This is a genomic window from Occultella aeris, from assembly GCF_902703175.1.
GTDB lineage: Bacteria > Actinomycetota > Actinomycetes > Actinomycetales > Beutenbergiaceae > Occultella > Occultella aeris.
In genome coordinates this window covers 280,236-304,350 of record NZ_CACRYJ010000017.1, presented here as the reverse complement: position 1 = coordinate 304,350, position 24,115 = coordinate 280,236, and the positions used below count along the sequence as shown (strand labels likewise).

22 protein-coding genes are annotated in these 24,115 nt (G+C 69.5%); 16 read left to right on the top strand and 6 right to left on the bottom strand.

Annotated elements, in window-relative coordinates:
- Positions 1 to 8: 8 nt before the first annotated feature.
- From HALOF300_RS07110 to HALOF300_RS07095, 4 genes are all read right to left on the bottom strand, one after another.
- Positions 9 to 920 carry a carbohydrate ABC transporter permease gene (locus HALOF300_RS07110; RefSeq protein ID WP_156740238.1) on the bottom strand — a complete coding sequence of 304 codons (912 nt, stop codon included), beginning with the start codon at positions 918 to 920 and terminating at the stop codon, positions 9 to 11.
- Positions 917 to 1,879: a carbohydrate ABC transporter permease gene (locus tag HALOF300_RS07105; RefSeq protein ID WP_156740237.1), complete on the bottom strand. Its 963-nt coding sequence runs from the start codon at positions 1,877 to 1,879 to the stop codon at positions 917 to 919. Before HALOF300_RS07105 ends, HALOF300_RS07110 begins: the two co-directional genes overlap by 4 nt.
- Positions 1,879 to 3,312: an extracellular solute-binding protein gene (locus tag HALOF300_RS07100; RefSeq protein WP_197522368.1), complete on the bottom strand. Its 1,434-nt coding sequence runs from the start codon at positions 3,310 to 3,312 to the stop codon at positions 1,879 to 1,881. The genes HALOF300_RS07105 and HALOF300_RS07100 overlap by 1 nt, the downstream gene beginning before the upstream one ends.
- A gap of 173 nt (positions 3,313 to 3,485) precedes the next feature.
- Positions 3,486 to 4,394 carry an AraC family transcriptional regulator gene (locus tag HALOF300_RS07095; protein ID WP_156740235.1) on the bottom strand — a complete coding sequence of 303 codons (909 nt, stop codon included), beginning with the start codon at positions 4,392 to 4,394 and terminating at the stop codon, positions 3,486 to 3,488.
- 170 nt (positions 4,395 to 4,564) lie between these two features.
- Between HALOF300_RS07095 and HALOF300_RS07090 the strand changes: the two genes are divergently transcribed.
- From HALOF300_RS07090 to HALOF300_RS07080, 3 genes are read left to right on the top strand one after another with little or no spacing between them, the layout of a single operon-like run.
- Positions 4,565 to 4,753: a ferredoxin gene (locus tag HALOF300_RS07090; protein WP_156740234.1), complete on the top strand. Its 189-nt coding sequence runs from the start codon at positions 4,565 to 4,567 to the stop codon at positions 4,751 to 4,753.
- 4 nt (positions 4,754 to 4,757) lie between these two features.
- A complete protein-coding gene (locus HALOF300_RS07085) occupies positions 4,758 to 5,918 on the top strand; it encodes an NAD(P)/FAD-dependent oxidoreductase (RefSeq protein ID WP_156740233.1) in 1,161 nt (386 codons plus the stop codon).
- Positions 5,915 to 7,114: a cytochrome P450 gene (locus HALOF300_RS07080; RefSeq protein ID WP_156740232.1), complete on the top strand. Its 1,200-nt coding sequence runs from the start codon at positions 5,915 to 5,917 to the stop codon at positions 7,112 to 7,114. The genes HALOF300_RS07085 and HALOF300_RS07080 overlap by 4 nt, the downstream gene beginning before the upstream one ends.
- Positions 7,115 to 7,183: 69 nt before the next feature.
- On the opposite strand, the gene HALOF300_RS07075 is transcribed toward HALOF300_RS07080, so the two are convergent.
- The gene (locus HALOF300_RS07075) at positions 7,184 to 7,969 is read right to left on the bottom strand and encodes a DUF899 family protein (protein ID WP_156740231.1); all 786 of its coding nucleotides are present in this window, start codon (positions 7,967 to 7,969) and stop codon (positions 7,184 to 7,186) included.
- A 184-nt stretch (positions 7,970 to 8,153) separates the two neighbouring features.
- On the opposite strand from HALOF300_RS07075, the gene HALOF300_RS07070 reads away from it, so the two are divergent.
- The 13 genes from HALOF300_RS07070 to HALOF300_RS07015 all read left to right on the top strand — a co-directional run bounded on the left by HALOF300_RS07070 (position 8,154) and on the right by HALOF300_RS07015 (position 20,941).
- Positions 8,154 to 8,801, top strand: a complete 648-nt coding sequence (locus tag HALOF300_RS07070) for a TetR/AcrR family transcriptional regulator (protein ID WP_156740230.1) — start codon at positions 8,154 to 8,156, stop codon at positions 8,799 to 8,801.
- A 21-nt stretch (positions 8,802 to 8,822) separates the two neighbouring features.
- Complete coding sequence (locus tag HALOF300_RS07065) at positions 8,823 to 11,219, top strand: MMPL family transporter (protein ID WP_156740229.1); 2,397 nt, start codon at positions 8,823 to 8,825, stop codon at positions 11,217 to 11,219.
- 174 nt (positions 11,220 to 11,393) lie between these two features.
- The gene (locus HALOF300_RS07060) at positions 11,394 to 13,769 is read left to right on the top strand and encodes an FAD-dependent oxidoreductase (protein WP_269455266.1); all 2,376 of its coding nucleotides are present in this window, start codon (positions 11,394 to 11,396) and stop codon (positions 13,767 to 13,769) included.
- A complete protein-coding gene (locus tag HALOF300_RS07055) occupies positions 13,766 to 14,530 on the top strand; it encodes a helix-turn-helix domain-containing protein (RefSeq protein ID WP_156740227.1) in 765 nt (254 codons plus the stop codon). The genes HALOF300_RS07060 and HALOF300_RS07055 overlap by 4 nt, the downstream gene beginning before the upstream one ends.
- Before the next feature lie 43 nt (positions 14,531 to 14,573).
- Positions 14,574 to 15,929: an ABC transporter substrate-binding protein gene (locus HALOF300_RS07050; RefSeq protein WP_197522367.1), complete on the top strand. Its 1,356-nt coding sequence runs from the start codon at positions 14,574 to 14,576 to the stop codon at positions 15,927 to 15,929.
- A gap of 34 nt (positions 15,930 to 15,963) precedes the next feature.
- Positions 15,964 to 16,923: a carbohydrate ABC transporter permease gene (locus HALOF300_RS07045; protein ID WP_156740225.1), complete on the top strand. Its 960-nt coding sequence runs from the start codon at positions 15,964 to 15,966 to the stop codon at positions 16,921 to 16,923.
- Positions 16,920 to 17,888 (top strand): carbohydrate ABC transporter permease, encoded by a 969-nt coding sequence (locus HALOF300_RS07040; protein WP_156740224.1) that lies wholly within the window; start codon positions 16,920 to 16,922, stop codon positions 17,886 to 17,888. Before HALOF300_RS07045 ends, HALOF300_RS07040 begins: the two co-directional genes overlap by 4 nt.
- Positions 17,889 to 17,908: 20 nt before the next feature.
- On the top strand, positions 17,909 to 18,040 hold the full coding sequence (locus HALOF300_RS27510) for a hypothetical protein (RefSeq protein ID WP_269455265.1): 132 nt from the start codon (positions 17,909 to 17,911) through the stop codon (positions 18,038 to 18,040).
- Positions 18,041 to 18,059: 19 nt separating this feature from the next.
- Positions 18,060 to 18,293 carry a hypothetical protein gene (locus HALOF300_RS07035; protein ID WP_156740265.1) on the top strand — a complete coding sequence of 78 codons (234 nt, stop codon included), beginning with the start codon at positions 18,060 to 18,062 and terminating at the stop codon, positions 18,291 to 18,293.
- A 4-nt stretch (positions 18,294 to 18,297) separates the two neighbouring features.
- Positions 18,298 to 18,978 carry an arsenate reductase/protein-tyrosine-phosphatase family protein gene (locus HALOF300_RS07030; RefSeq protein WP_156740223.1) on the top strand — a complete coding sequence of 227 codons (681 nt, stop codon included), beginning with the start codon at positions 18,298 to 18,300 and terminating at the stop codon, positions 18,976 to 18,978.
- 31 nt (positions 18,979 to 19,009) lie between these two features.
- Positions 19,010 to 19,432, top strand: a complete 423-nt coding sequence (locus HALOF300_RS07025) for an arsenate reductase ArsC (protein WP_156740222.1) — start codon at positions 19,010 to 19,012, stop codon at positions 19,430 to 19,432.
- 2 nt (positions 19,433 to 19,434) lie between these two features.
- Positions 19,435 to 20,145 carry an arsenate reductase ArsC gene (locus tag HALOF300_RS07020; protein ID WP_197522366.1) on the top strand — a complete coding sequence of 237 codons (711 nt, stop codon included), beginning with the start codon at positions 19,435 to 19,437 and terminating at the stop codon, positions 20,143 to 20,145.
- Between the two features lie 130 nt (positions 20,146 to 20,275).
- A complete protein-coding gene (locus HALOF300_RS07015; protein ID WP_156740221.1) occupies positions 20,276 to 20,941 on the top strand; it encodes a Pr6Pr family membrane protein in 666 nt (221 codons plus the stop codon).
- A gap of 19 nt (positions 20,942 to 20,960) precedes the next feature.
- On the opposite strand, the gene HALOF300_RS07010 is transcribed toward HALOF300_RS07015, so the two are convergent.
- Entirely contained in the window at positions 20,961 to 23,966 is a 3,006-nt protein-coding gene (locus HALOF300_RS07010; protein ID WP_197522365.1) for a glycosyl hydrolase family 28-related protein, read from the bottom strand.
- Positions 23,967 to 24,115: the final 149 nt, after the last annotated feature.

Here is a 24,115-nt window from a genome sequence, read left to right as displayed (position 1 = left end):
GGGTGGTGCTACTCCTTGATGCCGCTCATGGTGATGCCCTGGATGAAGGTGCGCTGTGCGAAGAAGAACAGCACGATCACCGGGAGCAGGATCAGGGTGCTCACGGCCATCAGCGGTCCGAGTGCGGTGTCACCCTCCGCTCCCTGGAAGAACGTCAGCCCGAGCGAGAGCGTGTAACTGGTGCTGTCGCTGAGGTACAGCAGCGGTCCGAGCAGGTCGCTCCAGGAGGCGAGGAACTGGAACAGTGCCACCGCCGCGAGGGCCGGCTTGCACAGCGGCAGGATGATCTGGAAGAAGATCCGCAGCTCGCCGGCGCCGTCCACGCGCGCAGCGTCCGAGAGCGTCAGCGGGATGCCGAGGAAGAACTGCCGCATCAGGAAGATGAAGAAGGGCACCCCGAAGAAGTGCGGCACGATCAGCGGCAGGTAGGTGTCGGTCCAACCGATGGCCCGGTAGGCGGTGAACAACGGCACCATCGTCACGTAGAACGGGATCATCATCGTTGCGATGATGGTTCCGAACAGCACGTTGCGCAGCGGCCAGTCGATGCGCGATAGCCCGTAGCCCACGAGCGCGCTCGACAGGGCCGCGCCGACCATCGAGGGGATGCAGATCAGCAGTGTGTTGACCAGGTACCGCACGAACGGGAACGCACTGAGCCCGTAGGTGAAGTTGCCCGTGGTGATGACGTCGGGGAACCACACGATCGGGAACTGACCGATATCGGCGGTCGTCTTCAGCGCGCCGCTCACCATCCAGAAGAGCGGCATCAGGAACACGATGCTGACCACGATCAGCAGCGCATGCTTGCCGATGGCGGCTGCCACCCGGGGCCAGACCGGCCCTCGGTTGGGGGCCCTGGTGGCCGTCGTCGGGGTGGCCGTCGTCGTGCTGCTCGTCGTCGTGGTGGCCGTGCTCATGCCGCACCTCCGTAGTAGACCCGTCGTCCGACCAGGCGGAACGTCAGCACCGACACCACCGCGATGATGAGGAACAGCACCCAGCCGATCGCACTCGCATACCCGAGTTCGAAGTTGTAGAACGCCGTGCTGTACAGGTAGACGCCGGAGACCAGAGTCGAGCCGGCCGGGTCCCCGTTCGCGCCGGTGAGGACGAATGCGGGCGTGAAGTACTGGAACCCGGCGATCAGCCCTGTGACCAGGCCGAACAGCAGGTGCGGGCTGATGAAGGGCACCGTGACGTTCCGGAATCGTGCCCACGGACCGGCGCCGTCGATCATGGCCTGCTCCTTGAGCTCGACCGGCACTCCCTGCAGGCCGGCCAGCAGGATGATCATGAGGTTGCCGACGCCCCACAGCCCGAACAGGATCAGCGCGGGCTTGGACCAGGCCGGGTCGCTGAGCCACCCGGGTCCTTGGATCCCGACGGTGTCAAGGAGGTTGTTGAGGACGCCGTACTGGGGGTTGAGCACGTAGGACCACACGACGGCCGCGGCCACGATGGGCACGATCGAGGGCAGGAAGAAGATGACGCGGTAGATCGACAGTCCGCGCACCCGCATGTTCAGCATCAGGGCAAGCCCGAGTGCCACGAGCAGGCCGAGCGGGACGGAGGCGATCGCAAGGATCGCGGTGTTCGACAGCGACATCCACCAGCTGGAGTCCGAGAGTAGCTGCCGGTAGTTCTCGAAACCGACGAACCGTGAGGTGCCGCCGATCAACGAGACGTTCGTCAGGCTGTTGACCAGTGAGGTGATCACCGGCGCGAGGGTGAAGACGAGGAGCCCGACGATCGCAGGGGAGGTGAAGATCAGTCCCCACTTGAGGTTGTGCTTCTGTCGCCTGGTCCGCGGTATCCAGGAGGTTCGCCGGCGTGGCTGCGTCGCTGCGCGCGCCGGGGCGGATGCGGTGCTGGTCATCATTCCCCGTTCGTCTCGCGGAACTCGTCCCACGCCGCATTGGTGATGTCGGAGACCCGCTGCATCGCCTGCTGCGCGGTCAACTGACCGAAGACCGCCTGCCCGACGTAGATGTCGAGCTGCTGGGACAGGACGCCCGCCACCGGGATGGTGGGCCGCACATTCTGCGCTTCCCGCAGCACCTCGGCGAAGACCCCGAGCACAGGATCGGCCTCCAGGTCCTCGAGGGCCGGCGCCTGCGCCAAGCCGGGGATGTTGGACATCTGCTCGTAGTTCTCCGTGGTCCCCTCCGGCGTCGTCGTCACCCAGCGGATGAAGTCCCAGGCCGCGTCCGGGTCGCCGGCCTCGGTCGGGATGAACATGTTCCAACCGCCGATCCACGTGGCGCTGCCGGGCTGCCCGGCGCCCTCGGCGTAGGGGAAGGGTGCCGAGCCGAGATCGATGTCGCTGTTCTCGGAGAGGTTGCTGGCGTCCCCCGCCGTCATCGGCATCAGGCCGACGTTCCCGGTGCCCAGCACCGGTAGCGAGAACCCGGGCTGTGTGATCGCGACGTTGCCTGCTCCACCCATGCTCTCGGCGAAGTCGCAGATCCACTCCAGCGCGGTCACGACCTCCGGGCTCTCCGTGGTCACCTGGTCGTTGTCCGCTGAGACGAAGCTGGCGCCGAACGCGAAGCCGATCGTGTAGAGCGAGTTGCTGTAGCCGTAGTAGTTCCACGGCATCGTGCCGATCCGGGTGATGCGGCCACCCTGCTGCTGCAGGATCGCCTCACTCATCGCGGTCAGCTCGTCGAGCGTGACGGGCGGGGCATCCGGGTCGAGGCCGGCGTCGGAGAGCACCGCACGGTTGTAGAAGAGCGGAAAGTTCGGATCGACCATCGCCGGCATCGAGTAGACGGTCCCGGTGAGATTCATCGCCTTCCAGATCGCGGGGTTGAAGTCCGCGGCCCCCAGACCGTCGGCTGCCAGGTACGGGCCGAGATCGGTGACCACCCCGAGACCGGTGAGCTGCGGGTAGTGCTCGGGTAGCACGAACGCAACGTCCGGCGGGCTCTCCGCGGCGATCGACGTCAGCAGTCGCACCTGGGTGTCCGCCGTGGGCGGGGCATAGGTGATCCGGACCGCCACGTCGTCCTGGATCTCCTCGTAGAGCTGCGCCATCGCGACCCACGCCTGCCCGGCGCTACCGCCCCACTGGTTGTACATCTCGATGGTTCGGGGACGTCCGGGAGCAGGTTCCTTGTTGAGCGCGCCGGAGAGGTTCTCGGCCCCGACCCCGTCATCGATGACACGACAGCCGGCGAGCGCACCGGAACCGGCGGCGCCGGCGACAGCGGCGAGGAGCACCGCGCGGCGGGAGAGCGCCCACGCAGGCGTGCGGGTGTGGAGAGCAGCTCTGGCGTAGGTCCGTGTGCGTGGCCAGCGATCGGTCATGGGCGCTCCTGTCAACATTGACTAGTTTTAACGCTTCAATTAGGCGTTGAGTATGCCGAGGTGCAACGCTTTCGTCAACGATTCCACCTGAACTGTGCACATGTTTGGAGCATGCGGGCGTCGCTGCGCGTAGACGTCACGGAGCGCATCGCCTGGACCGGGGTGCGCGATCCTCAGTCCGTGGGCCGTGAAGCGCTGCGTGACTCGGTGCGGAACTGGCGCGGGGAGACGCCCATCAGGCGCCGGAACGTCCGGCCGAAGTTGGACAAGTCGTTGAAGCCGCTGGTCCGGGAGATCGCGATGATCGACTCGTCCGTGGACTGCAGCAGCCCGATGGCGTAACGGATCCGCAGCCGCGCGACGTACTCGCTGGTCGAGAGCCCCACCACTTTGGTGAACCGGGACGAGAAGTAGGTTCGCTCGAGCCGGGCACGCTCGGCGAGCGACGCGAGCGTGTGCGATTCCCGGTAGTGATGGTCGAGCCACTCGCGGACGGCGATGATCCGCACGTCCGACGGCGACGTCGGGACCATGGTCTTCATCAGGCCGCGTCCGATGACCGCGTGGGCGCACGTCGCCAGCAGTGCGGTTCGCAGCGCCGACATCAGGTCGAGGCTTCGCGGCTCCTGCGTCTCCCGAACGAGCAGGTCGAGCAGCGGCTCGTACCTGTCGGAGGGCCGCAGTTCGAGCTGGGCGAAGTCGGTCGTGAGGACCCCGGGCGCCGAGGGCAGCGGGATCAGTGCCGCGAGCGCCTCGTCGAGGGGCGGCCGCAGCGTCGGCAGTGGGTGCAGGCCAGGGTCGATGAAGACGTTGACGACCTCGAGCCCGCCCTTGTCGGTGAGCAGGCTGTGGGTCTGCCCGGTCACCGTGACCGAGACCGAAGGGGCGAGGATCTGGTGCGTGGTCTCGCCCATCTGGTGCAGGCCACGACCGGAGAGCACGAACGTCAGCAGCACCACATCGAGGTGGTGCGGGCTGAACTCGTCGCTCACGTAGCGCGGGTGTCGCTCGGCGGCGACCCCCACCTGGCGCAGTGTGGGGAACCTGTCGCGCAGTCGTCTGGTTGGTGCTGACGTCGTCATGGCCGACCTTCTCGCCTCTCCTGCTCGGATCGGTGCGTTCCGCTCACTCGCCCCAGGTCGAGGATCGCTCAACACGCACGCTCATTGGCACAACATCATCCGTGAATTGCCACTTTAGACCGCATATCGTGGCTCTGACATCGCATTGGAGCAGTGAGGAGCGACGGTTCATGGTCGAGATCGTGGTCGACAGCGCCGCGTGCGTCGGCGCCGGGCAGTGTGCGCTGACGGCGCCGCAGGTGTTCGATCAGGACGACGACGGGATCGTCGTCGTGCTCGCGGGCGCCGTGACGGACGTCAGCGCGGCCCGGCAGGCGGCGCAGCTGTGCCCCGCACGCGCCATTGCCGTGACGGGCTGAGGCGATGTCACATGTGGTCGTGGTCGGGGCCTCGGTCGGAGGGGTCACCTGCGTCCAGAGCCTGCGCGAACTCGGCTTCGACGGCGATCTCACCCTGCTGGACGCCGAGGATGGTCCGCCCTACCAACGGCCGCCGCTGTCCAAGGAGGTGCTCCTCGGTGGCGATGCAGCGCACGCCGACCTCCTCGACGAGTCCGCACTGGAGGCCATCGGCGTCGAGTTCCGCCCTGGAACGCCCGCCGTCGGGCTCGATGTCGCCGGCCGGCGGCTGCGCCTGGCGCACGGTGATCTCCGGTTCGATGCCCTCGTGCTCGCCACTGGCGCCGCCGCGGCCGTCCCGGCTCCGTTGACGAACCTGATCGAACGAGGTGCGCACGTACTGCGAACCCGCGGTGACGCCGTCGCACTGGCCGCGGCCCTCGGTCCCGGCTCCGGCCTGGCGGTGCTGGGTGGCGGCGTGCTCGGCTCGGAGATCGTCTCGGCCGCCGTCTCCCGCGGCGTGCCGACCACCCTCCTGGCGCGGACCGGGCAGACCCTCGGTCCGCTGCGGGGCGCCCTGGTGCAGCGGCTACTGCCGCTGCACCGCTCCCGTGGCGTCGCCGTGCAGACGGACCGGACGCGGATCAGCCGTGGCGCCGGTCGCTGGCGCATCGACGCCGGCGCCGCACGACACGTCGCCGACACCCTGGTGATCGCGGTCGGCGTGCGCGCGGCCGCCGGCTGGCTCGAGCGGTCGCTGCCGGTCGGTCCCAACGGCGTGCGGTGCGACTCGCGCGGACGCGTGGCCCCGGGCGTGTGGGCCGTCGGCGACGTCGCCGACCGGGCCGGCGGCCGGTACGACGTCTCGCGAAACACCCAGGCGGCTGCCGTGGCCCAGGCCCGAGAGGTCGCCGGCGCGATCGCGGGCGACCCGCTCCGGGTGCCGGTCGTACCGTACTTCTGGTCCGACCTGCACGGAGTCCGGGTGCAGGCGGCAGGACGGATCCCACCCGGTGTTCGGATCCAACCCCTCGATCGCGACGACGCCGGAGCCCCGCTCGCGTTCGCCGTGGTCGACGCCGACGGCACCGTGGTCGGCGCGGCCGCGTGGGGCTCCGCCCGTGGCTTCCGGCGCGCACGCGCGATGCTCGGCACCCCCCTGGAGCAGGAAGTAGTCGCACGATGAGCCAGTGCCCGTTCGGACACGACCGCAGCACCCTGCCCGGTGACTCCACGCCGACGCAGCCCTCTCCACGCTTCAGCCAGTGGCGTCAGGACGGCGCGCTCGCGCCGCTCAGCTACCGCGACGGTCACGAGGGCCTGATCGTCACCCGGTACGACGAGGCGCGGGCGGTGCTGACCGATCCCCGGTTCAGTCAGCAGCCCCAGCGGATGCCGCGCAGCGACGCCCCGATCGAGGAGGGCGTGCCGGCCGGGCCGCTTGACGAGGAGGGTGTGCTCGCCGACCGCAGCGCCGGTGTGCTCGGCCTGGACGGCCCGCAGCACCTGCGGTTGCGGCGGGCCGTCACACGGAGGTTCTCCGTGCGGTCGGCACGCACGTATCGGCCCCGGATCGCCGAGATCGTCGCCGAACAGCTCGACGTGATGATCGCCGCCGGTCCGGGTGCGGACCTGCTGGCGCTGTACGCCGAGCCGATCTCTATCCGGGTGCACGCCCTGGTGCTGGGCGTGCCCGACCACCTGCTGGAGCGGTACGCGCAGGACTATGTGCACGGCGCTCCTCGCCAGCAACAGCACGACCTGCTGCGGGAGGCGGTGGCCTACCGCGGCGAGAACCCGGGCGACGACGTGATCAGCGACCTGCTCGGCAACGACGACCTCTCGGACGCCGAGGTCGAAGGACTCCTGCACATGCTGAGCATGTCCGGCCGCGACACCGTGGCCTACATGATCTCGACCGGCACGGTGGCACTGCTCGACGAACCCGAGCAGTACCACCTGCTCGCGCAGGACCCGGAGCGGGTGCCGGCCGCGGTCGAGGAGATCGTGCGTTTCTGCACCATGTTCCTGACGGTGTTCCCCCGCACCGCGACCGAGTCGGTGACGGTCGGCGACCGGATCGTCGAGGCGGGGACGACCGTCTCCGTCTCGACGGTCTCGGCGAACCGTGACGAGCGCCGGTTCGGCGACGCGGACGTGCTCGACGTCCTCCGGGATGCGCGCGGCCATCTCGCCTTCGGTGACGGGCTGCACGGCTGCGTCGGTCAGCAGCTCGCGCGCGTCGAGCTCGACGAGGCGTTCCGCGCGCTGGTCACGCGACTGCCTGGCCTGCGGCTCGTCTCGACGGGACTGCGCCAACCCAGCCCGTTGGCGCACCCGGTGGCCACCTATGCGGCCCGGCCGGTCATCGTGGGTTGGTGACCAAGGCCGAGCCGGCAGTCGGCCGGAGGGCCCAGCGGTGCTGGGGCCCCGTGGCGCCGTCGTGCCTCGCTAGTGGTGGTGTCCGTGCCTGCCGAGGGTGTCCACGGGGCCGGCGCCGGGACGGGTCCATTGCGGAACCGGGCGGCTGGTGTCGCCCCATGTGGAGGTCCCGTCGGCGTCCGTGCGCCAGTACCAGCACGCGTGCTGGCCCTGCGGCCAGCCGTCCGGGTTGTCCTCCCACGTCTCGCCACGGCCGTAGGGGGTCATGTCGAGCAGATGGAACGGGCCGTACACCTCGGTGCCGCGGCCGGTCGTGGAGTAGGTGAGGTAGACGCGGTCGCCGTCGCGCAGGAAGAACGCGAGGTTGCCCATCTCGCCGCCGATCGGGGCGTCCAGGCCATGCACCGAGTACCACGGCTGGGTGTAGCCCATGAAGGCGACGTAGCGGGCCACCTCCTCCCAGGCACCCGTGGTCACGATGGCCATCGAGACGCCCCGGGAGTTGAGATAGACGGCATCTCTCAGGTGCCATGCGGCAATGGTGCAGCCCTCGCACTGTCCCTGGTGTGGGGCGCCGTCGTGCCACATGTGTTGGTAGAGCATGAGCTCGTTGCGGCCTTCGAAGAGGTCCAGGAACGGGACCGGACCATCCGGCCCGACGACCTCGACGGTCCCGTCGACCTCCACCATGGGCAGCCGGCGACGGGCCGCGGCGATGGCGTCCCCGGCATGGGTGTGTGCCTTCTCGCGGACCAGCAGCTCGTCGCGGGCGGCCTGCCAGGTGGTCAGGTCGACGACGGGCGGGCGGTCTGACTCCTCGGCTGTGGTGGCTGTGCGTTCTGGGGTGGTGGTCATGAGGTCCTCCGTGATCTCTGGTGCCGGTCGGTGGTGCGCGGCTGCCCTCCGGCGCTCACCCGGAACAGACTCCCGACCCGGCCGGAACTCATCGCCGGCTCATTGAAGGGGGCGTGGGCAAGGTCACAGGTCGGGCTCCGCTGTTTCATTGCACTGAGTGCATCGGTGCACTTAGTGTCATCAAGTGCTTCGGAACCCACCCGGCGGCGACCGCCGCGCCGCGCTCAAGGCGCGTCATCGCCGCGCGATCATCGACGCGGCCGCCGCGCTGATCGACGAGACCGGGGTTGCCACGTTCACAGTGGACGAGCTGGCGGCGCGCGCGGACGTCTCCCGCCGCACGGTCTTCAACCACTTCGCCTCGATCGACGAGATCGTCACCACCGTCTGCAGCGAGGTGCTCGGCGGGGTCCTGGACGAGTTCACCGCCACCCCGACCACCGCCACCGCCACCGGCGACATGTTCGACGAGGTGGTCGAGGTACTGCGGGCCACCGATCTGGTGCCGCCGATGGCGTACCTGACCCGCGTGATCGGGATGGAGGATCCGGTCGCCTCCCCCCGCCAGGCCGTGATGCTGCTGAGCACGTTCACCGACATCAGCGAGCGGCTCTCGGAGGAACTCACCCGCCGCCATCCCCGGACCGAGCTGCTCGACGTCCACCTCATGGTGAGTGCTCTCTTCGGTGGCCTCGTGGTGCTGCACCGGTACTGGTTCGAAGCCACCGGAGCCGCCGTTGACGACGAGTCCCGTCGCGTCTGGTCCGAACTGCTCGAACGACTCATCGCCGCCACCCGGAACGGCCACCGATCCACCGACGCCCCCAGCTGACCACGAGCCCAAGGAATCCCCATGGCTGAACTCCTCTATCGCCTCGGCCGCTTCGCGGCGCGCCGGGCCCGCACCGTGATCGCCGTCTGGCTCGCCATCCTGGTGATCGCAGGCGGCGCGTTCGCGGTGGCGGGCGGCACCCTCGCGACCAGCATCTCCATCCCGGGGACTCCGACCACCACTGTCACCGACCGGCTCGCGGACGAGTTCCCCGAGGCCTCCGGCGGCACCGGCACGGTCGTGCTGCAGACCGAGGACGGATCCCCGTTCACCGCGGAGCAGCGCGCCCAGATCGAGGAGCGGCTCGCCGAGGCGAGCGCGCTCGACGGCGTCACGACCGTGATCGACCCGTTCGTGACCGAGGAGCAGCGGGCCGCGCAGCAGGCGGAGATCGAGGGTGGCCTGGCCCAGCTCGAGCAGGCTGCGGCGCAGGGCGAGACCCCCGAGCTCGCGGCTCAGCGCGCCGGCCTGGAGATGGGTGCGGCGCTGCTCGAGATGGCCGCCGAGACCCGCCAGGTCTCCGCCGACGGAGCTACCGCGCTCGCAACGATCGCGTTCGAGGATCCGCAGCTGTCGATCCCACAGGAGACCAAGGACGCCGTGGTCGAGGTGTTCGCCGAGGAGATCGACGGCGTCACGGTCGACCTCTCCTCGGACATCACCCAGGGTATCCCGGAGCTGTTCGGCGTCGGCGAGGTGCTCGGCCTGCTGGTCGCCGCCGTCGTCCTGATCGTCATGCTCGGCACCCTCATCGGGGCCGGGCTGCCGATACTCACCGCGCTGATCGGTGTGGGCATCGGGGCGCTCGCCTCGCTGTCCCTGTCCGGCGTGGTCGAGATGGTGTCCGTGACCCCGGTGCTCGGGCTCATGCTCGGTCTCGCGGTCGGCATCGACTACTCCCTGTTCATCATCAACCGGCACCGACGCCAGCTCAAGCACGGCGAGGACCTGCACTCCTCGATCGGGCTCGCGAACGGCACCTCCGGCAACGCGGTCGTGTTCGCCGGCGCGACCGTGCTGATCGCACTGCTCGCGCTGAACATCACCGGGATCCCGTTCCTCGGCCTGATGGGCACCGTCGGTGCGTTCTGCATCCTGGTCGCGGTGCTCATCGCGATCACGCTGACCCCGGCGCTGCTCGGCCTGGTCGGCACCCGGATCCTGTCCCGTCGGGAGCGGGCGGCGCTCACTGCCGGCACCGAGAACGGCACCACTGCGGCCGTCCCAGCCGCACCGCAACCGATGTCCACCGCCCGGGCGATCGGTCGCGTGGTGATCGGGATCGCGGCGCTGGTGATCATCGCACTGCCCGCCCTCGACCTGCGCCTGAACCTGCCCGACGGTTCCACGGAGTCCGCAGACTCCACGCAGTACCGCGCCTACACGACCATCGCCGAGGAGTTCGGCGAGGGCCGCAACGGCACGCTGCTCGTCGTCGCGGATCTGCCTGAGGGCGCGAGCGAGCAGGATGCGCTGCTCGCGCAGGTCGAGATCGGCCAGGTCCTGTTCGCACAGGAGGACGTGGTCGCGGTCGCGCCGATCGGTACCTCCGAGGACTTCAGCGTCATCGCCTTCCAGGTGATCCCTGCCGAGGGGCCGACCAGCGAGTCCACCGAGACCCTCGTCCACACCCTGCGGGACGCGTCACCGATCGAGGGCGTCTACGAGATCGGGGTTGCCGGCTCCGCGAGCGGCAACATCGACATCTCGGAGAAGCTGGCCGACGCGCTGCCGATCTACCTGGCCGTGGTGGTCGGGCTCTCCCTGCTCATCCTGATTCTGGTGTTCCGGTCGATCTTCGTGCCGGTCATCGCCACCCTCGGTTTCATCCTGTCCTACTTCGCCGCGCTCGGCGGAGTGGTCGCGATCTACCAGTGGGGCTGGCTGGCCCCGGTCTTCGGCGTGGACAGTCCCGGCCCGATCCTGAACTTCCTGCCGACGATCCTGGTCGGCATCCTGTTCGGCCTGGCGATGGACTACATGCTGTTCCTCGGCACCGGAATGCGTGAGGCCTACGCCCACGGTGCCCCTGCGCGCGTCGCGGTGGTGCAGGGCGTGCGGGCCGGTCGGACCGTGGTCACTGCCGCCGCGATCATCATGATCTCGGTGTTCGGCGGGTTCGTGTTCTCGCACAGCGCGATGATCCGGCCGATCGGCTTCGCGTTGGCGTTCGGGGTACTCGTCGACGCGTTCGTGGTGCGGATGCTGATCATTCCCGCCCTGATGCACCTGGCCGGCGACAAGGCCTGGTGGCTGCCCCGCTGGCTGGAGCGGATCCTGCCGGACGTCGACGTCGAGGGCGCGAAGCTCGAGCGCCGCCACGGCCACGAGGCAGAGGTGGCCGACTCCTCGATAGGGGACGAGGCCGGCGACGGCGACGCGAACCCCGCGCGTGAGGGTGCCCCAGTCAGAGGCTGAGCCGGGCGAGAACCCCACGCGACGGCGCCCCGCCCTCCCACGGGCGGGGCGCCGTCGCGTTCCGCCGTGGACCCGGCGATCACAGCGAAGGTGCCGGAGGGCCATGTGAATTGACCGTTGACCTATGCCAATGACGCATGCTTAGGTACGCCTATGCGTGATATCCAAGGAAGGATGTCGTCGGAGGCGCCCTCTCCGACTTCCCGCTCCCAGCGGCTCGTGGTCGAGCCCGCCGTCGGTCGGAGGGACTTCCTGACCCGCGAGGACGATGCGGACCTGGTCGTCGTGGGTGGCGGCTTGTCGGGAACCTGTGCGGCAATCACCGCGGCGCGCGCCGGCTTACGCGTCGTGTTGATCCAGGACCGTCCGGTGCTCGGAGGCAACTCCTCCTCCGAGGTGCGCCTGTGGATCCTCGGCGCCACCGCGCACATGTCGAACAACAACCGGTTCGCGCGGGAGGGTGGGGTCCTCGACGAGATCCTGGTCGAGAACATGTACCGCAACCGGGACGGCAACCCGGTCGTGTTCGACACGATCCTGCTCGAGAAGGTCGTCGAGGAGCCAGGTATCACGCTGCTGCTGAACACGGCGATGATCGACGTGAGGATGGCCGACGGCGACGTTGACGGCTCCCGGCGGATCGCCGGCGTCAGCGCGTTCTGCAGCCAGAACTCGACGAGGTACGAGATCACCGCCCCGTACTTCGTCGACTCCAGCGGCGACGGCGCCCTCGGCTTCCTCGCGGGTGCCGCGTTCCGGATGGGCGCCGAGGCGAGCTCGGAGTTCGGGGAGAAGTTCGCGCCGTCCACCGAGTACGGCGACCTGCTCGGCCACTCGATCTACTTCTACAGCAAGGACGTCGGGCACCCGGTGAGGTTCGTCCCGCCGTCGTACGCCCTCGACGATCTAAGCGAGATCCCCCGGGCGCGCAGTTTCAACGCCAACGAGGACGGTTGTCGCCTCTGGTGGATCGAGTGGGGCGGCCGGCTCGACACCGTCCATGAGACCGAGACCATCAAGTGGCGGCTCTGGCAGGTCGTCTACGGCGTGTGGAACCACCTGAAGAACTCCGGCGAGTTCCCCGACGCCGCCAACCTCACGCTCGAGTGGGTCGGAACGATCCCCGGAAAGCGTGAGAGCCGGCGGTTCGAGGGACTGTACATGCTTTGCCAGGACGACGTCCTGGGCCAGGCCCAGCACCCGGACGCCGTCGCGTTCGGCGGCTGGTCGATCGACCTGCACCCCGCGGACGGGGTCTTCAGCGAGCGCCCCGGCTGCAACCAGCTGCACGGGCGCGGAACGTACCAGATCCCCTATCGCTGCCTCGTCAGCCGCGACGTCGAGAACCTCTTCCTCGCGGGCAGGCTCACCTCGGTCAGCCACGTCGCGTTCGGATCGACTCGGGTGATGGCCACGGGCTCGCACTGCGGGCAGGCCGTGGCGACGGCGGCGGCACTGTGCGTGCGTGACGGCGTGCGTCCCGCGGACCTCCTCGAACCTGCGCGGATGGCGGAGCTCCAGCGGTGGCTGCTGCGAGGCTCGCAGCACATTCCGCAGCACGCGCTGGAGGACCCGGAGGATCTGGCTCGATCGGCGTCCATCGTCGCGAGTTCCGAGTTGCGACTCGGTACCCTGCCCCGAGCGGGAGATCCGCTACCGCTCGACATCGATCGCGGCCAGCTGCTCCCGCTGGAAGCCGGCCCCGTGCCGCGGTTCGGCCTGAAGGTGCGGGTCGCCGCACCCACCACGCTGCGGGTGCAACTGCGCCGCGGGGCCAGGCCCGACGACTACACGCCCGACCGGTTGATCGGCGAGTGTGCCCTCGAGCTGGAGGTCGGTGAACAGGTCGTCCAGGTCGACCTGGACGCGGTTCTCACCGAGCCCTCGTACACGGCACTCTGCCTGCTCGCGAACCCGGACGTGGCCGTGGCGGCCTCGGACCTCGTCGTCACGGGTCTCGTCCCGCTGCGGCACGTCAAGGATCAGGAGCCCGACGACGCGATCGGGCAGCCCGGGCTGGAGTTCTGGGTGCCGGTGCGCCGCCCGGAGGGACGCAACCTCGCGCTCACCCTCGACCCGCCCGTGCTCGTCGGGCCCGCGTCCGCGGTGGCCAACGGCCTGGACCGCCCCACTGGTGCCGCGAACGCGTGGATCGCCGCACCGGAGGACGAGGCGCCCACGCTCCGGCTCACGTGGGACGAGCCGCAGACGATCGGCCGCGTGGAACTGCGGCTCGACACCGACTCGGACCACGCCATGGAGTCCGCACTGTGGACGCATCCCGAGGACGCGATGCCGCAGTGCGTGCGCGACTTCACGATCAGCGCGAACGGGCGCGTGCTGGCGAAGGTCGGCGGCCACCACCAGAGTGCCTACCGGCTCACGCTCGCCGAACCGGTCCGCACCTCGGAGTTGACCATCGCCGTCGAGGGCGTCAACGGACATGCCCCGGCGGCGTTGTTCTCGGTGCGCTGCTACCGCGATCCCGAGCACCGGATCGTCCGCGACGGTGCGTCGGTGGTCGCGGCCCCCAGCGTGGCCGGCCGATGAGTCTGCCCGGAATCGGCGGCACCAGCCGCAACCAGGCGCTCTCCCGGGGCCTGCACGTGCTGAAGATGGTCGTCGACGAGGAGGCACCACTGACCGGGAGCGAGGTCGCGCGCCGCCTCGGTGTTCACCAGAGTTCGGCCTCGCGCATCCTCACGACACTCAGCGAGAGCGGCTACATCCGCAAGGACACCTCGGGTGCGTTCGTTCCGGAGTACGGGGTCTTCGCGCTCGCCCTCGCGGCGGGTCGGGTCCCGTTCCTTCGTGCCGCGCGCGCGCCGATCGAGGAGATCGCCACCGAGCAACCGGGCGTCATGCTCGCGATGGCGGTGCTGTGGCGCGAGGAGTTGATCTACCTGCTGCGCGCCCGGCAAGGAACCGAGACCGTGACGTTCTGGACCGGTACCTGGCCGCTCAACGTGTCGATCCTCGGGCTCAAGCTCCTGCTCCCCCTGCCCGAGGACGACGCGTTGCGCATCCTTCGTGCTTCCCGGGCGCGCTATGGCTGGGGCGGCGACCCATCGGTCGTTCCGAGCACGGAGGCCGGCGTCCTGGCTGCGGCGCGCCAGGCCCACTCCGATGACATCCTCGTCCTGCAGGACTGGCTGTACCCGGGACACATCGCCGGTGCGATCGACGTTCAGACGCCCGAACCGCACCCCGTCGCGCTCGCCGTTGTTGACGACCACGACGGAGCCTTCACGCCCGATCAGCTCAAACTTCTGCTCCATCAGGCCCGGCGCCGCATCGAGCAGAGCTTCTGATCAGCATGTCCGTCGTGACATCAACTCAATGAGGAGATACACCATGTCCGAACGCTCAAAGCTCAACCGCAGGACCTTTCTGGGTGGCGCGGCCGCGGCCGCCGCCGTTGCCGCCACCTCCGCCTGCAACCTCGCCGGCGGCGGTGGCGGCGCAGGTGGTGGCGGAGGTGGTGGCGGCGGCGGAACAGGAGCGACGCTCAACGTCTGGGGCGGCGTGCCGAACGAGACGGGCCCGGACGCGCTGTGTGCGGCGTTCATGGACGAGTTCCCTGACATCCAGGTGACCTACACGCGCTACGTCAACGACGACGAGGGCAACATCAAGCTGGACACGTCGTTGACCGGTGGCGCCGGCATCGACATGTACTTCAGCTACAACCCGGCACGCATGCTCCAGCGGGCCGACGCCGGGTTGGCCATCGACGTCACCGAGAAGATCGCCGCCGAATCGGACTTCGCACAGTTCGCGGTGGACGCGGACCCGATCGGCAACTACGTCCGCGACGGCAAGCTGTTCGCGATCCCGGCCGCCCGGGCGCCGGTCCACGTGTACATCAACAAGCAGATGATGGACGCCGCGGGGATCACCCTTGGCACGTCGTGGACGGTCGACGAGTTCGTGGAGGTCGCCCGCCAGCTCACCGGCGACGGGGTCTTCGGCACACTGAACTACCCGCCGCAGGCGCGCGTCATGATCGGGCCGGACTACCGCTACGCCGACGACGGAGCGCGCTCCAACTTCGCCGACCCGTGGTTCTCCCGTGAACTCGAGCTCGCCATGAGTCTCCAGACCGAGGGGGTGAAGATGGATCAGGAGACGATCATCGCCGAGCAGCTCCAGACCTTCAGCCAGAACCCCTACATCGCGGGCCGGGTGGCCATCCTGATCGCATCCGGTCAGATCATCCGCTCGATCAACGACACGACCGAGTACCCGCACGACTTCCAGACGTACTGCATGCCGCTCCCCACCCCGGATCCGGGCATGGATGCCTGGAACACCGGTCAGCTGGGCGACCTCATCTCGGTCAACCCGGACTCGCAGTACCAGGACGAGGCGTGGGAGCTCGCGAAGTTCTGGGTACGCAACGCTGCGGAGTTCATGACCCCCGGCGGCCGGCTGCCGGCGCTGGCCGGCGAGACCAGTGAGGACGACATCCTCGCAGCGCTCCTGAGCGAGAACGCCGAGGAGTTGTACGACGTCGAATCCTGGCGTTCGATGCTGTTCAGCCCGGACCTCGTCCTTCCCGTGGACTCGATCTTCACGGCGGGGACCCAGATCGACTCGATCATGACGACTCTCACCGACGAGTACCTGCTCGGGGACCGGCCCCTGGATTCCTGGGTGAGCGAGGCGGTGGCACAGTCCGACGCGGCGATCGCGAACGGTGGCGCGTGATGCTGCGCGGCACTCCCTTCAGGACCGGCGGCTCATGACCGCGGTCACACCCGGGGTGGGGATCGGCGTCGACACGCCGACCCCGCCCCGGCGGCGCCGATCGCGCCTCGGCCCGGGCGGGATGTCTCCCACTGTCGGATGGCTCTTCATCCTGCCGAACCTGGTGGGATTCCTCGCGTTCACACTGGTCCCGCTGGTGAGCGGCATCCTGATCACGTTCACGGACTGGAACGTGGTGTCCGGCCTCGACGGGATCCGGTTCATCGGCCTGGACAACTTCGTGGCGCTGGTCGGCGATGCGCAGGTCTGGCGGGCGGTCGGCCGGACGTTGCTGTACGCGGGCATCGGGGTCCCCCTCACCATGGCGGGCGGGCTGATCATCGCGCTCTGTCTCAACGGACCGGTGTTCGGTCAGTCGGTTCTGCGCGCGATCTTCTTCGTGCCGCACATCGTGAGCTCGATCGCGATCGGCTTCGTCTGGCTGGTCCTCCTGCACCCGAGCGCCGGCCTCGTCAACCAGGGGCTCACCGACCTCGGGGTCGCCGATCCGCCGGGCTGGCTGGTGTCGCAGCAGTGGAGCCTGATGTCACTGATCCTGATCACCTCGTGGGCGGGGATGGGGTTCCACTCGGTGATCTTCCTGTCCGCGCTGCAGGCGATGCCGGCCGACCTGTACGAGGCCGCCGACCTCGACGGCGCCGGGTGGTGGACGAAGTTCTGGAGCATCACGTGGCCGGCACTCATGCCCACCACGACGTTCCTGGCGATCATGTCCCTGATCGGCCACTCCCAGGGGTTCGGGCTGATCGCGTTCCTCACGCAGGGCGGCCCGGGTGAGTCCTCGACCACGTTGTCCTATCTCATGTACCAGACCGGGTTCCAGTTCTACCGGTTCGGTTACGCGGCGGCCATGGGCATGCTGAGCTTCGTCGGTGTTGCGCTGCTGACGGCGTTCCTGTGGAGGTTCCAGCGCGGGCGGGGGTTGTACACATGAGCGAGCCGATGGCGGACCATGCCTCACGAGCGGCCACGGCACCACCCGTGCTCGGTGCGGTCACGCCCCCGATATCCGTCGCCGCGACCTCCTCGGGCGCCCCCCGGGCGCGGGTGCGGGTGCCGCGCGGGCGCCGACCGGCCGCGCGGGTCCGCTACGTGGTCAAGTCCCTGTTGCTCTGGGCCTTCGCGATGCTCTTCCTGTTGCCGTTCGCCTGGATGGTCTCGTCCTCGCTCAAGCGCAACATCGATGTGTTCGCGATCCCGCCGACCTGGATCCCCGACCCGGTCCAGTGGCAGAACTACGTCGTGGTGTGGGTCGAGGGCATCCCGTCCATGGCCGTGTTCTTCGCGAACTCGCTCACCGTCTCCGGGATCGGGCTGGTCGGTGACCTCACGACCTCGGCGCTCGCCGGCTATGCGTTCGCGCGTCTGCAGTTCAAGGGACGGGACAAGGTGTTCCTGCTGTATCTGGCGACCACCATCGTGCCGGCCCAGCTCCTGCTGATCCCCCGGTTCATGTTCTTCCAGCAGCTGGGCTTCTACAACACGTTGTGGGCGCTGATCCTGCCCGGCATCTTCACGGTGTTCGGGACGTTCCTCATGCGGCAGGCGTTCCTCGGCGTGCCGCCGGAGCTCGGCGAGGCGGCCCGGATGGACGGAGCGGGGGAGTTCCGGCTGTTCTTCCGGATCTACCTGCCGCAGGTCCGCGCCACCCTTGCCGCGCTGGCGATCATCAGCTGGGTGGGGTCCTGGAACGACTACGAGGGACCACTGATCATGCTCTCGGACGCGTGGCTGTACACGATCCCGCTGGGCCTGACGCGATTCGTCGACGCCGACGGCGGACTCTCGGCCGGCCTCGCGATGGCCGGCTCGGTGTCCTCCGTGATCCCCGTGCTCGTCGTCTTCCTCGTGTTCCAGAAGCAGTTCGTCGCCGCACTCGCTAACACCGGCATCAAGTAGCCGGCCCCCTCGACCTCACCATGGAGGCGCCCCATGCCCGTGTCCGCCGGGGCTTCCTCGCCGTCGCGGGGGCGGCGGCCGGTGCCGCCGCCGCCGATGTCGCCGTCGCGACGCCTGCCGTAGCCGCGTTCACGGCCAGCGGCCTCGGGTGACCCGACCGAGGACTCCGTCATCCTCTGGACGCGGCGCGCACCCGATCCGACGGCGACCGACTTCGGGATGTCTGGCCATCCCTCCCCGATCACCGCGCACTGGCGGATCGCCACGACCCACGCGGGCGCCACCAGCGACGCCACGAGTCTCTACGACGGCGACGTCACCGTCACCTCCGAGGACTGCTGGTCCGCGCATGTCGATGTGAGGAGCGCTCGTGTTGACAGAGCGATGTGTATCAACAACTATTGAGGCAATGAACACTGAGCGAGTTGCCGGGATGGCGCGACTGGCGGCGCTGCATGCAGCACTGGCGGATCCGGCGCGGTTGCAGATCGTGGACGTGCTGGCGCTGGGCGATGCGGCGCCGTCGGAGCTTGCCGAGTTGCTGGGCGTCGGGTCGAATCTGCTGGCCCATCACCTGAAGGTGCTCGAGCGGGAGGGCATGGTGGTCCGGACCAGGTCGGAGGGGGACGGGCGCCGCTGGTACGTGCGGCTGGTGCCCGAGACGCTGGACGCGGTGCAGGTGCGGCCGGTGCGGGAGGTGGCGCGGGTGCTGTTCGTGTGCACCGCGAACTCGGCCCGCTCGCACCTGGCCACGGCGTTGTGGCGCCGGGTCAGCACGGTTCCCACGGCCTCCGCCGGCACCCACCCCGCCGGGCGGATCGCCCCGGGCGCGATGGCCGCGGCCCGGCGCCACGGCCTGGACCTGCCGGCCATCACCCCACAGCATGTCGAGTCCGTCCGGGCACGCGGCGACCTGGTGGTGACGGTCTGCGACCGGGCCCACGAGGAACTGCAGTTTCCCGTCGACGTGCACTGGTCGGTGCCCGACCCGATCGGCCCGGGCACCCCCGCCGCGTTCGACGACGCCCTGGCCGACCTGGAGCGGCGGGCGAACGCCCTCGCACCCCACCTGGCCCTCCGACCGGCATGACCTCGCCCGCCACCCGAAGGAAGTCACCACGATGACCGACCGCCCCAGTGTCATGTTCGTCTGCGTCCACAACGCGGGCCGATCCCAGATGGCGGCCGCCTGGCTGTCCCATCTGTCCGGCGGCTCGATCGAGGTCCGCTCGGCCGGATCCGCGCCGGCTGACCGGATCAACCCGTCGGTGGTGGCGGCCATGGCCGAGGTCGGCATCGACATCACGGCCGAGCAGCCGAAGGCGCTGAGCGCCGAGGCCGTGCGAGCCTCGGACGTGGTCGTCACCATGGGCTGCGGGGACGCCTGCCCGATCTTCCCCGGCAAGCGGTACGAGGACTGGGTGCTGGAGGACCCGGCCGGCAGGAGCGTGGCGGCCGTGCGCCCGGTGCGCGATGAGATCCGGCGCCGTATCGAAGGGCTGATCGCCAGCCTGCAGCCCGCCAGAGCCCAACTCGAGGAGTGAGCATGAGCGCCGACACCGTGGACCCGCCGCCACCGAACACCGGAGGAGCAATGAGAGAGAAGGGACTGCCCGGACTGCTCAGCGCCGATCACGTCCTGCACGGGATCGCCGGTGACCTGACCACGAGGTTCGAGGGCACCTTCACCGCCGAGACCATCGAGCGGTACGTCTTCGAGTCCTATGCGGCGCTGGCGCGTAGCGCGAAGGTCACCGCACACCTGCCCGCGGTGACCGCCCGGTTCGCCGCCGACCGGCTCACCGCGCTCGCCCAGTCCGAGGGACTGCTCCCGCACGAGGTTCCCGAGGTCCTCTTCGTCTGCGTCCAGAACGCCGGCCGGTCCCAGATGGCTGCCGCGCTGCTGGACCACCACGCCGCGGGACGGGTGCATGTCCGCTCCGCGGGATCCGCGCCCCTCGAGCGGATCCACCCCACCGCCGTCGACGTCATGAGAGAGGTCGGGCTGGATCTCGGCAGGGAGTTCCCCAAGCCGCTCACCGATGACGTGGTGCGCGCAGCCGACGTGGTGATCACCATGGGCTGCGGCGATGCCTGCCCGATCTACCCCGGCAAGCGCTACGAGGACTGGGAACTGGCCGACCCGGCCGACGCCTCCCTCGACGCGGCCCGCCGGGTCCGCGATCAGATCGACGCAAGGGTTCGCACTCTGCTGGGTGAGATCCTCGCACCGACAGGGGAGTCGGCGCACCGGTAGCCGGTCGACCGGCGCAACCTCCGATGCCGAGGGTTGCGGTTCGGCTGGAACCTCTGCGACTCTGGCCCGGCGCGCCCGGCCGCGCCATCGGCCGCCGGCGGTCCCGATGTCGCCCGAGCACAGGAGCACCATGACGGTCGCGAACGATCCGACAGGCCGGCCCGGAGGCGCCCGGAACTGGCCGAGCACCGTGGTACGGGCGCTCGTCGTGGCATTGGTGATCAGCGCCGAGGTCTACCTCATCATCGTGACCGGGGACCGGTACAACCCGTCGAACCACTTCAGCTACTTCACGATCCTCAGCAACGTGTTCGCCGCCGTCCTGTTCGCCGTGTCGCTGGTGCGGCCGATCCCGGACGCCGTCCGCGGCGCGGCCGTGACGTTCCTGCTCCTCACCGGAGTCGTCGCCAACACGCTGCTGCTCAACGTGGATGTGCAGACGCCTGCCTATGCCAACATCGTGCTGCACATGGTGGTACCGATCCTGGTGCTGGTGGACTGGCTGATCGCCCCGCCACGGACCCGGCTCACGACGAAGCACCTGGTCGCGTGGATGCTCATCCCTATCGCGTACCTCGTCTACAGCCTCATCCGGGGCGCTCTGGTGGACTGGTACCCGTATCCATTCCTGGACCCGCGTGAGCAGGGCTACGGGATGGTCGCGGTCATGAGCGTCGTGGTGGCCGTCGCCTTCGGGGCCTGTGCTGCGCTCGTCATCTGGTCCGGCAACCGCCTGCAGCGGCGCCTGCGGGATGCCGCGGGTGAGTCGGTGAGCGAGGTGTCGGAGCCGGGCTGACCCGGATGGGCCGCTGAGCTCAGCGCGTGCCCAGGACGGCCACCTCGAAGACGCGGGCGACGCCGTCGCTGGCGCTTGGGCGGGTGAACCGCAAACGCACCTCGCGCACGGATTCGCCTGCCTCGAGCGGCACGCGTACCGGGCTCGCCCCGTTCCCCTCCACCCGGCCGATCAGTTGCCACGCGCCGTCGATCAGGGCGTCGACCTCGACCGTGTGCACGCGCAACGCGTCCGAACCCGCGACGCCACTGTGGATGACGGCCTCGTGCAGGTCCGCCGGGGCACCGAGGTCGATGGTCAGGGTGGGCTGCGGGTCGCCGGTACCGGAGACCCACCGGCCGCCCGAGACGCTGCCGTCGACAGCGTTGGTCGCGACGTTGCCGGACAGCACCGAGGAGGCGGTCACCGGGGCGCCGAGGGCGAGGTTGTCGGTGCCCACGCGCACCGTGATCGGGACCTCGACCACCGTGCGGGTGCCCTGCGCGGTGAAGGTGAGGGTCGCGACGAGGCTCCTCGTCCCGTCGGCCGCCGTCGCGCTCGCGGACACGGTCACCGGGACGCCGGCCAGATCGCCGCGCAGCAGGCGCGCCGGTGCCGGACCGAGCGCGACGTCGAGGTCGTCGGTGCCCTCGATCGCCAGCTGTACGTCATGCAGCGGTGCGGGGTCGAGGGTCGCGATGGTCAGCAGCGTCTCGGCCCGCTCGCCGGGCAGCAGTCTCAGAGAGGCATCATCGAGCCCGACCCGAAGGCCCGCGCGGCGTGCGCCCGCGCCGGGCTCCCCGACGCCGAGGTAGGCGACCTCGAGCTCGGGCACGCTGCGACCGCTGCCGACGTCCGCGATCGTCGCACCCCAGCGCGTGTTCGCGACGTTGTCGGGTCGGTAGCCCCGGGTCCCGCGGATCACCACACCGGTCGAGTCGACGATCCCGACGGCGTACGGGTAGGGCCCGAGGACGGTCGCGACCCGGAAGAAGACGGTGTTCGTGAACGTCACGTCCCGCACCCGCTCCAGTTCGACGGCCTGGGACTCCCAGCCGTAGATGTGGTCCTCGGTCTGCACCGCCCGGAGGACCCAGTTGCGCACGTCGCGCAGGACGACCTCGCGGTAACGGTGGTGCTCGACGGAGATCTCGTAGACGCGCCCCGGCACCGAGGTGTTCTCCACCAGGAGTCCGTTGTCCGCCCAGCCGGCGACCGCCCACAGGTTCAGGAATGAGCCGCCGCCGCCGTCGACCCAGAAGTTGTACCGGCCCACGCCGCGATGGCCATAACCAGGGTCGCCGGGAGCAGGATCGCCCGGCCGGGTCTCCTCGGGCGCCCACTTGACGAACTGGGTGACCACATCCGAGAGCTGGCTGTGCGCGCCCGCCTGCCAGCGCACGTGGACCGAGCCCGGGTTGACCGGTGCGGTGTCCAGGCCGAGGCCAGACACGGTGTTGCGCCCACCCGGCGGCGTCTGCACGATCGCACGGGGATCATCCGGGTCGGCGAACGCGTCCGACCCGTCCGGGATGGTGAGCCAGGTCTGGCGCGGGTGCAGCCCGATCAGGTTGTTGGACGGTCCCAGCCGCAAGGTGTCGGTGAGCAGGTACGCGCCCATCGGCACGTAGACGGTGTCGTGCTCGTCGAGTGCCTGCTGGAAGATCGCCATGTCGTCCTCGGTGCCCGAGCCGACGCTCACGCCGTGCTCGGCGGCGTACTCGGCGATGTTGACCCAGTCGGTGGTAGCCGGCGGGAGGGCGATGTCGCTGCGCAGGACCCGCTCAAGGACGGCGGCCGGGGCTCGGGTGGCGTCGAGAAGCACGTCGGTGCTGCGGGACTCGCCATCGCCGAGGGCGTCGGTGACGCGCAGCCCGAGGGTGGCCTCGTCGACCCGGTAGCCGGCGTGCGGGGAGGTCCAGGTGGTGGCGCTCGGCAGCGTGCGCAGCAGTGGCCCCGAGTCGATGACGCCGGTGTTGAGGACGTTGAGCTGGTTCTGTGCCTGGACGAGCTCCGGCTCGGAGGTGGCCGGGAGCGATGCGGAGTCGTTCAGCGTGATCACCGGCCCGGCGATCCGCTCGAAGAGGGAGTCCTCGATGACCAGGCGCTGCGAGGAGGCCGGGATCGTCTCAATGCCCGCCGCCGCGTCCGCGAACCGGGTGCGCACGATGCTCAGCTTGGCATCGGTGTGCAGCCTGATCGCTGCGACCTCCTGACCCGAGAAGCTGGAGTCAAGGACGGTCGTCTGCCAGCCGGGCGTCGCCGCGAACGCGAGCATGCCGAACTGCCCGCCGCGCACGGTGACCCGCTGGAGCAGATTCGCATTGTGGTCGATACCCGCGTACCCGTCCGCGAGACTGATGCCGACGTCCTGGAGCAGGAACATCTGGGCGCCGCCGAAGCGCACCCCGATGGCGCCGGGATTGTGCTCGGCCACGACGATGTTCACGTTGACCAGACCGGTGCCGAACGTGTCGTTGTTGCCGAACGTGACCGGTGCGTCGGGCACGTAGGGCCGGCGGGTAGCGGCGAACACGAATTCCGGGTCGCCGTCGAAGCCCGGCGTGCCCGGTGCCACGTAGAACTGCGGGCGGGACGCGCCGAACCCGATCAGCCGGACCGAAGCGTGCAGGTTGATCCGGCCGCTGATCCGGTAGGTACCCTCCGGCACGAACACGAGCCCGCCGCCGTCACCGACCTCGACGCCGCGGGCGCCGCCGACGATGTTGCCGAGCCAGTTCTCACCGCCACGCCGGGACGCCTCGTTGATCGCGGCCTGGATGACGGCGGTGTCATCACCGACGCCGTCGCCGTGTACGGGGAACCCGGGGCTGCCCAGGACCACCGCGAGAGGGTCCTGCGGCATCGATGCGTAGACCGAGGGGCCGACGGGGTCCGCCAGATCCGGTTCCGGTGCGGCGGCGGCCGGGGCTGCACCTGCAGTGGCGCCCGCGGCCAAGGTGACGGCGAGCGCCCCGGCGGTGGCGGCCGCGAGAAGTCGTCGGGTGGCGGTCCCGAGCAGTCCTCGGGTGGCGCGGTGTCGCATCGGTCGACTCCACTTCGGTGTGGCGGGCGGTGGCTCCGGCACGACCTCAGCGGGTACTGCGCAAAACTGCAAGCGCCCCGCCCCGCCCCTGACATCGGACCTGCGACCTCGACCTCGTACCTTCCGTTGTACGAGGTCGAGGCTTCGGG

What these genes read in the sequence shown, in the direction of transcription:
- HALOF300_RS07060 (WP_269455266.1), top strand. Translation starts at nt 11,394, where the DNA reads ATGTCGTCGGAGGCGCCCTCTCCGACTTCCCGCTCCCAGCGGCTCGTG.
- HALOF300_RS07110 (WP_156740238.1), bottom strand. Translation starts at nt 920, where the DNA reads ATGAGCACGGCCACCACGACGACGAGCAGCACGACGACGGCCACCCCG.
- HALOF300_RS07030 (WP_156740223.1), top strand. Translation starts at nt 18,298, where the DNA reads ATGAACACTGAGCGAGTTGCCGGGATGGCGCGACTGGCGGCGCTGCAT.
- HALOF300_RS27510 (WP_269455265.1), top strand. Translation starts at nt 17,909, where the DNA reads ATGGAGGCGCCCCATGCCCGTGTCCGCCGGGGCTTCCTCGCCGTCGCG.
- HALOF300_RS07010 (WP_197522365.1), bottom strand. Translation starts at nt 23,966, where the DNA reads ATGCGACACCGCGCCACCCGAGGACTGCTCGGGACCGCCACCCGACGA.
- HALOF300_RS07105 (WP_156740237.1), bottom strand. Translation starts at nt 1,879, where the DNA reads ATGACCAGCACCGCATCCGCCCCGGCGCGCGCAGCGACGCAGCCACGC.
- HALOF300_RS07025 (WP_156740222.1), top strand. Translation starts at nt 19,010, where the DNA reads ATGACCGACCGCCCCAGTGTCATGTTCGTCTGCGTCCACAACGCGGGC.
- HALOF300_RS07020 (WP_197522366.1), top strand. Translation starts at nt 19,435, where the DNA reads ATGAGCGCCGACACCGTGGACCCGCCGCCACCGAACACCGGAGGAGCA.
- HALOF300_RS07040 (WP_156740224.1), top strand. Translation starts at nt 16,920, where the DNA reads ATGAGCGAGCCGATGGCGGACCATGCCTCACGAGCGGCCACGGCACCA.
- HALOF300_RS07095 (WP_156740235.1), bottom strand. Translation starts at nt 4,394, where the DNA reads ATGACGACGTCAGCACCAACCAGACGACTGCGCGACAGGTTCCCCACA.
- HALOF300_RS07045 (WP_156740225.1), top strand. Translation starts at nt 15,964, where the DNA reads ATGACCGCGGTCACACCCGGGGTGGGGATCGGCGTCGACACGCCGACC.
- HALOF300_RS07100 (WP_197522368.1), bottom strand. Translation starts at nt 3,312, where the DNA reads ATGACCGATCGCTGGCCACGCACACGGACCTACGCCAGAGCTGCTCTC.
- HALOF300_RS07085 (WP_156740233.1), top strand. Translation starts at nt 4,758, where the DNA reads ATGTCACATGTGGTCGTGGTCGGGGCCTCGGTCGGAGGGGTCACCTGC.
- HALOF300_RS07090 (WP_156740234.1), top strand. Translation starts at nt 4,565, where the DNA reads ATGGTCGAGATCGTGGTCGACAGCGCCGCGTGCGTCGGCGCCGGGCAG.
- HALOF300_RS07080 (WP_156740232.1), top strand. Translation starts at nt 5,915, where the DNA reads ATGAGCCAGTGCCCGTTCGGACACGACCGCAGCACCCTGCCCGGTGAC.
- HALOF300_RS07055 (WP_156740227.1), top strand. Translation starts at nt 13,766, where the DNA reads ATGAGTCTGCCCGGAATCGGCGGCACCAGCCGCAACCAGGCGCTCTCC.
- HALOF300_RS07015 (WP_156740221.1), top strand. Translation starts at nt 20,276, where the DNA reads ATGACGGTCGCGAACGATCCGACAGGCCGGCCCGGAGGCGCCCGGAAC.
- HALOF300_RS07065 (WP_156740229.1), top strand. Translation starts at nt 8,823, where the DNA reads ATGGCTGAACTCCTCTATCGCCTCGGCCGCTTCGCGGCGCGCCGGGCC.
- HALOF300_RS07050 (WP_197522367.1), top strand. Translation starts at nt 14,574, where the DNA reads ATGTCCGAACGCTCAAAGCTCAACCGCAGGACCTTTCTGGGTGGCGCG.
- HALOF300_RS07075 (WP_156740231.1), bottom strand. Translation starts at nt 7,969, where the DNA reads ATGACCACCACCCCAGAACGCACAGCCACCACAGCCGAGGAGTCAGAC.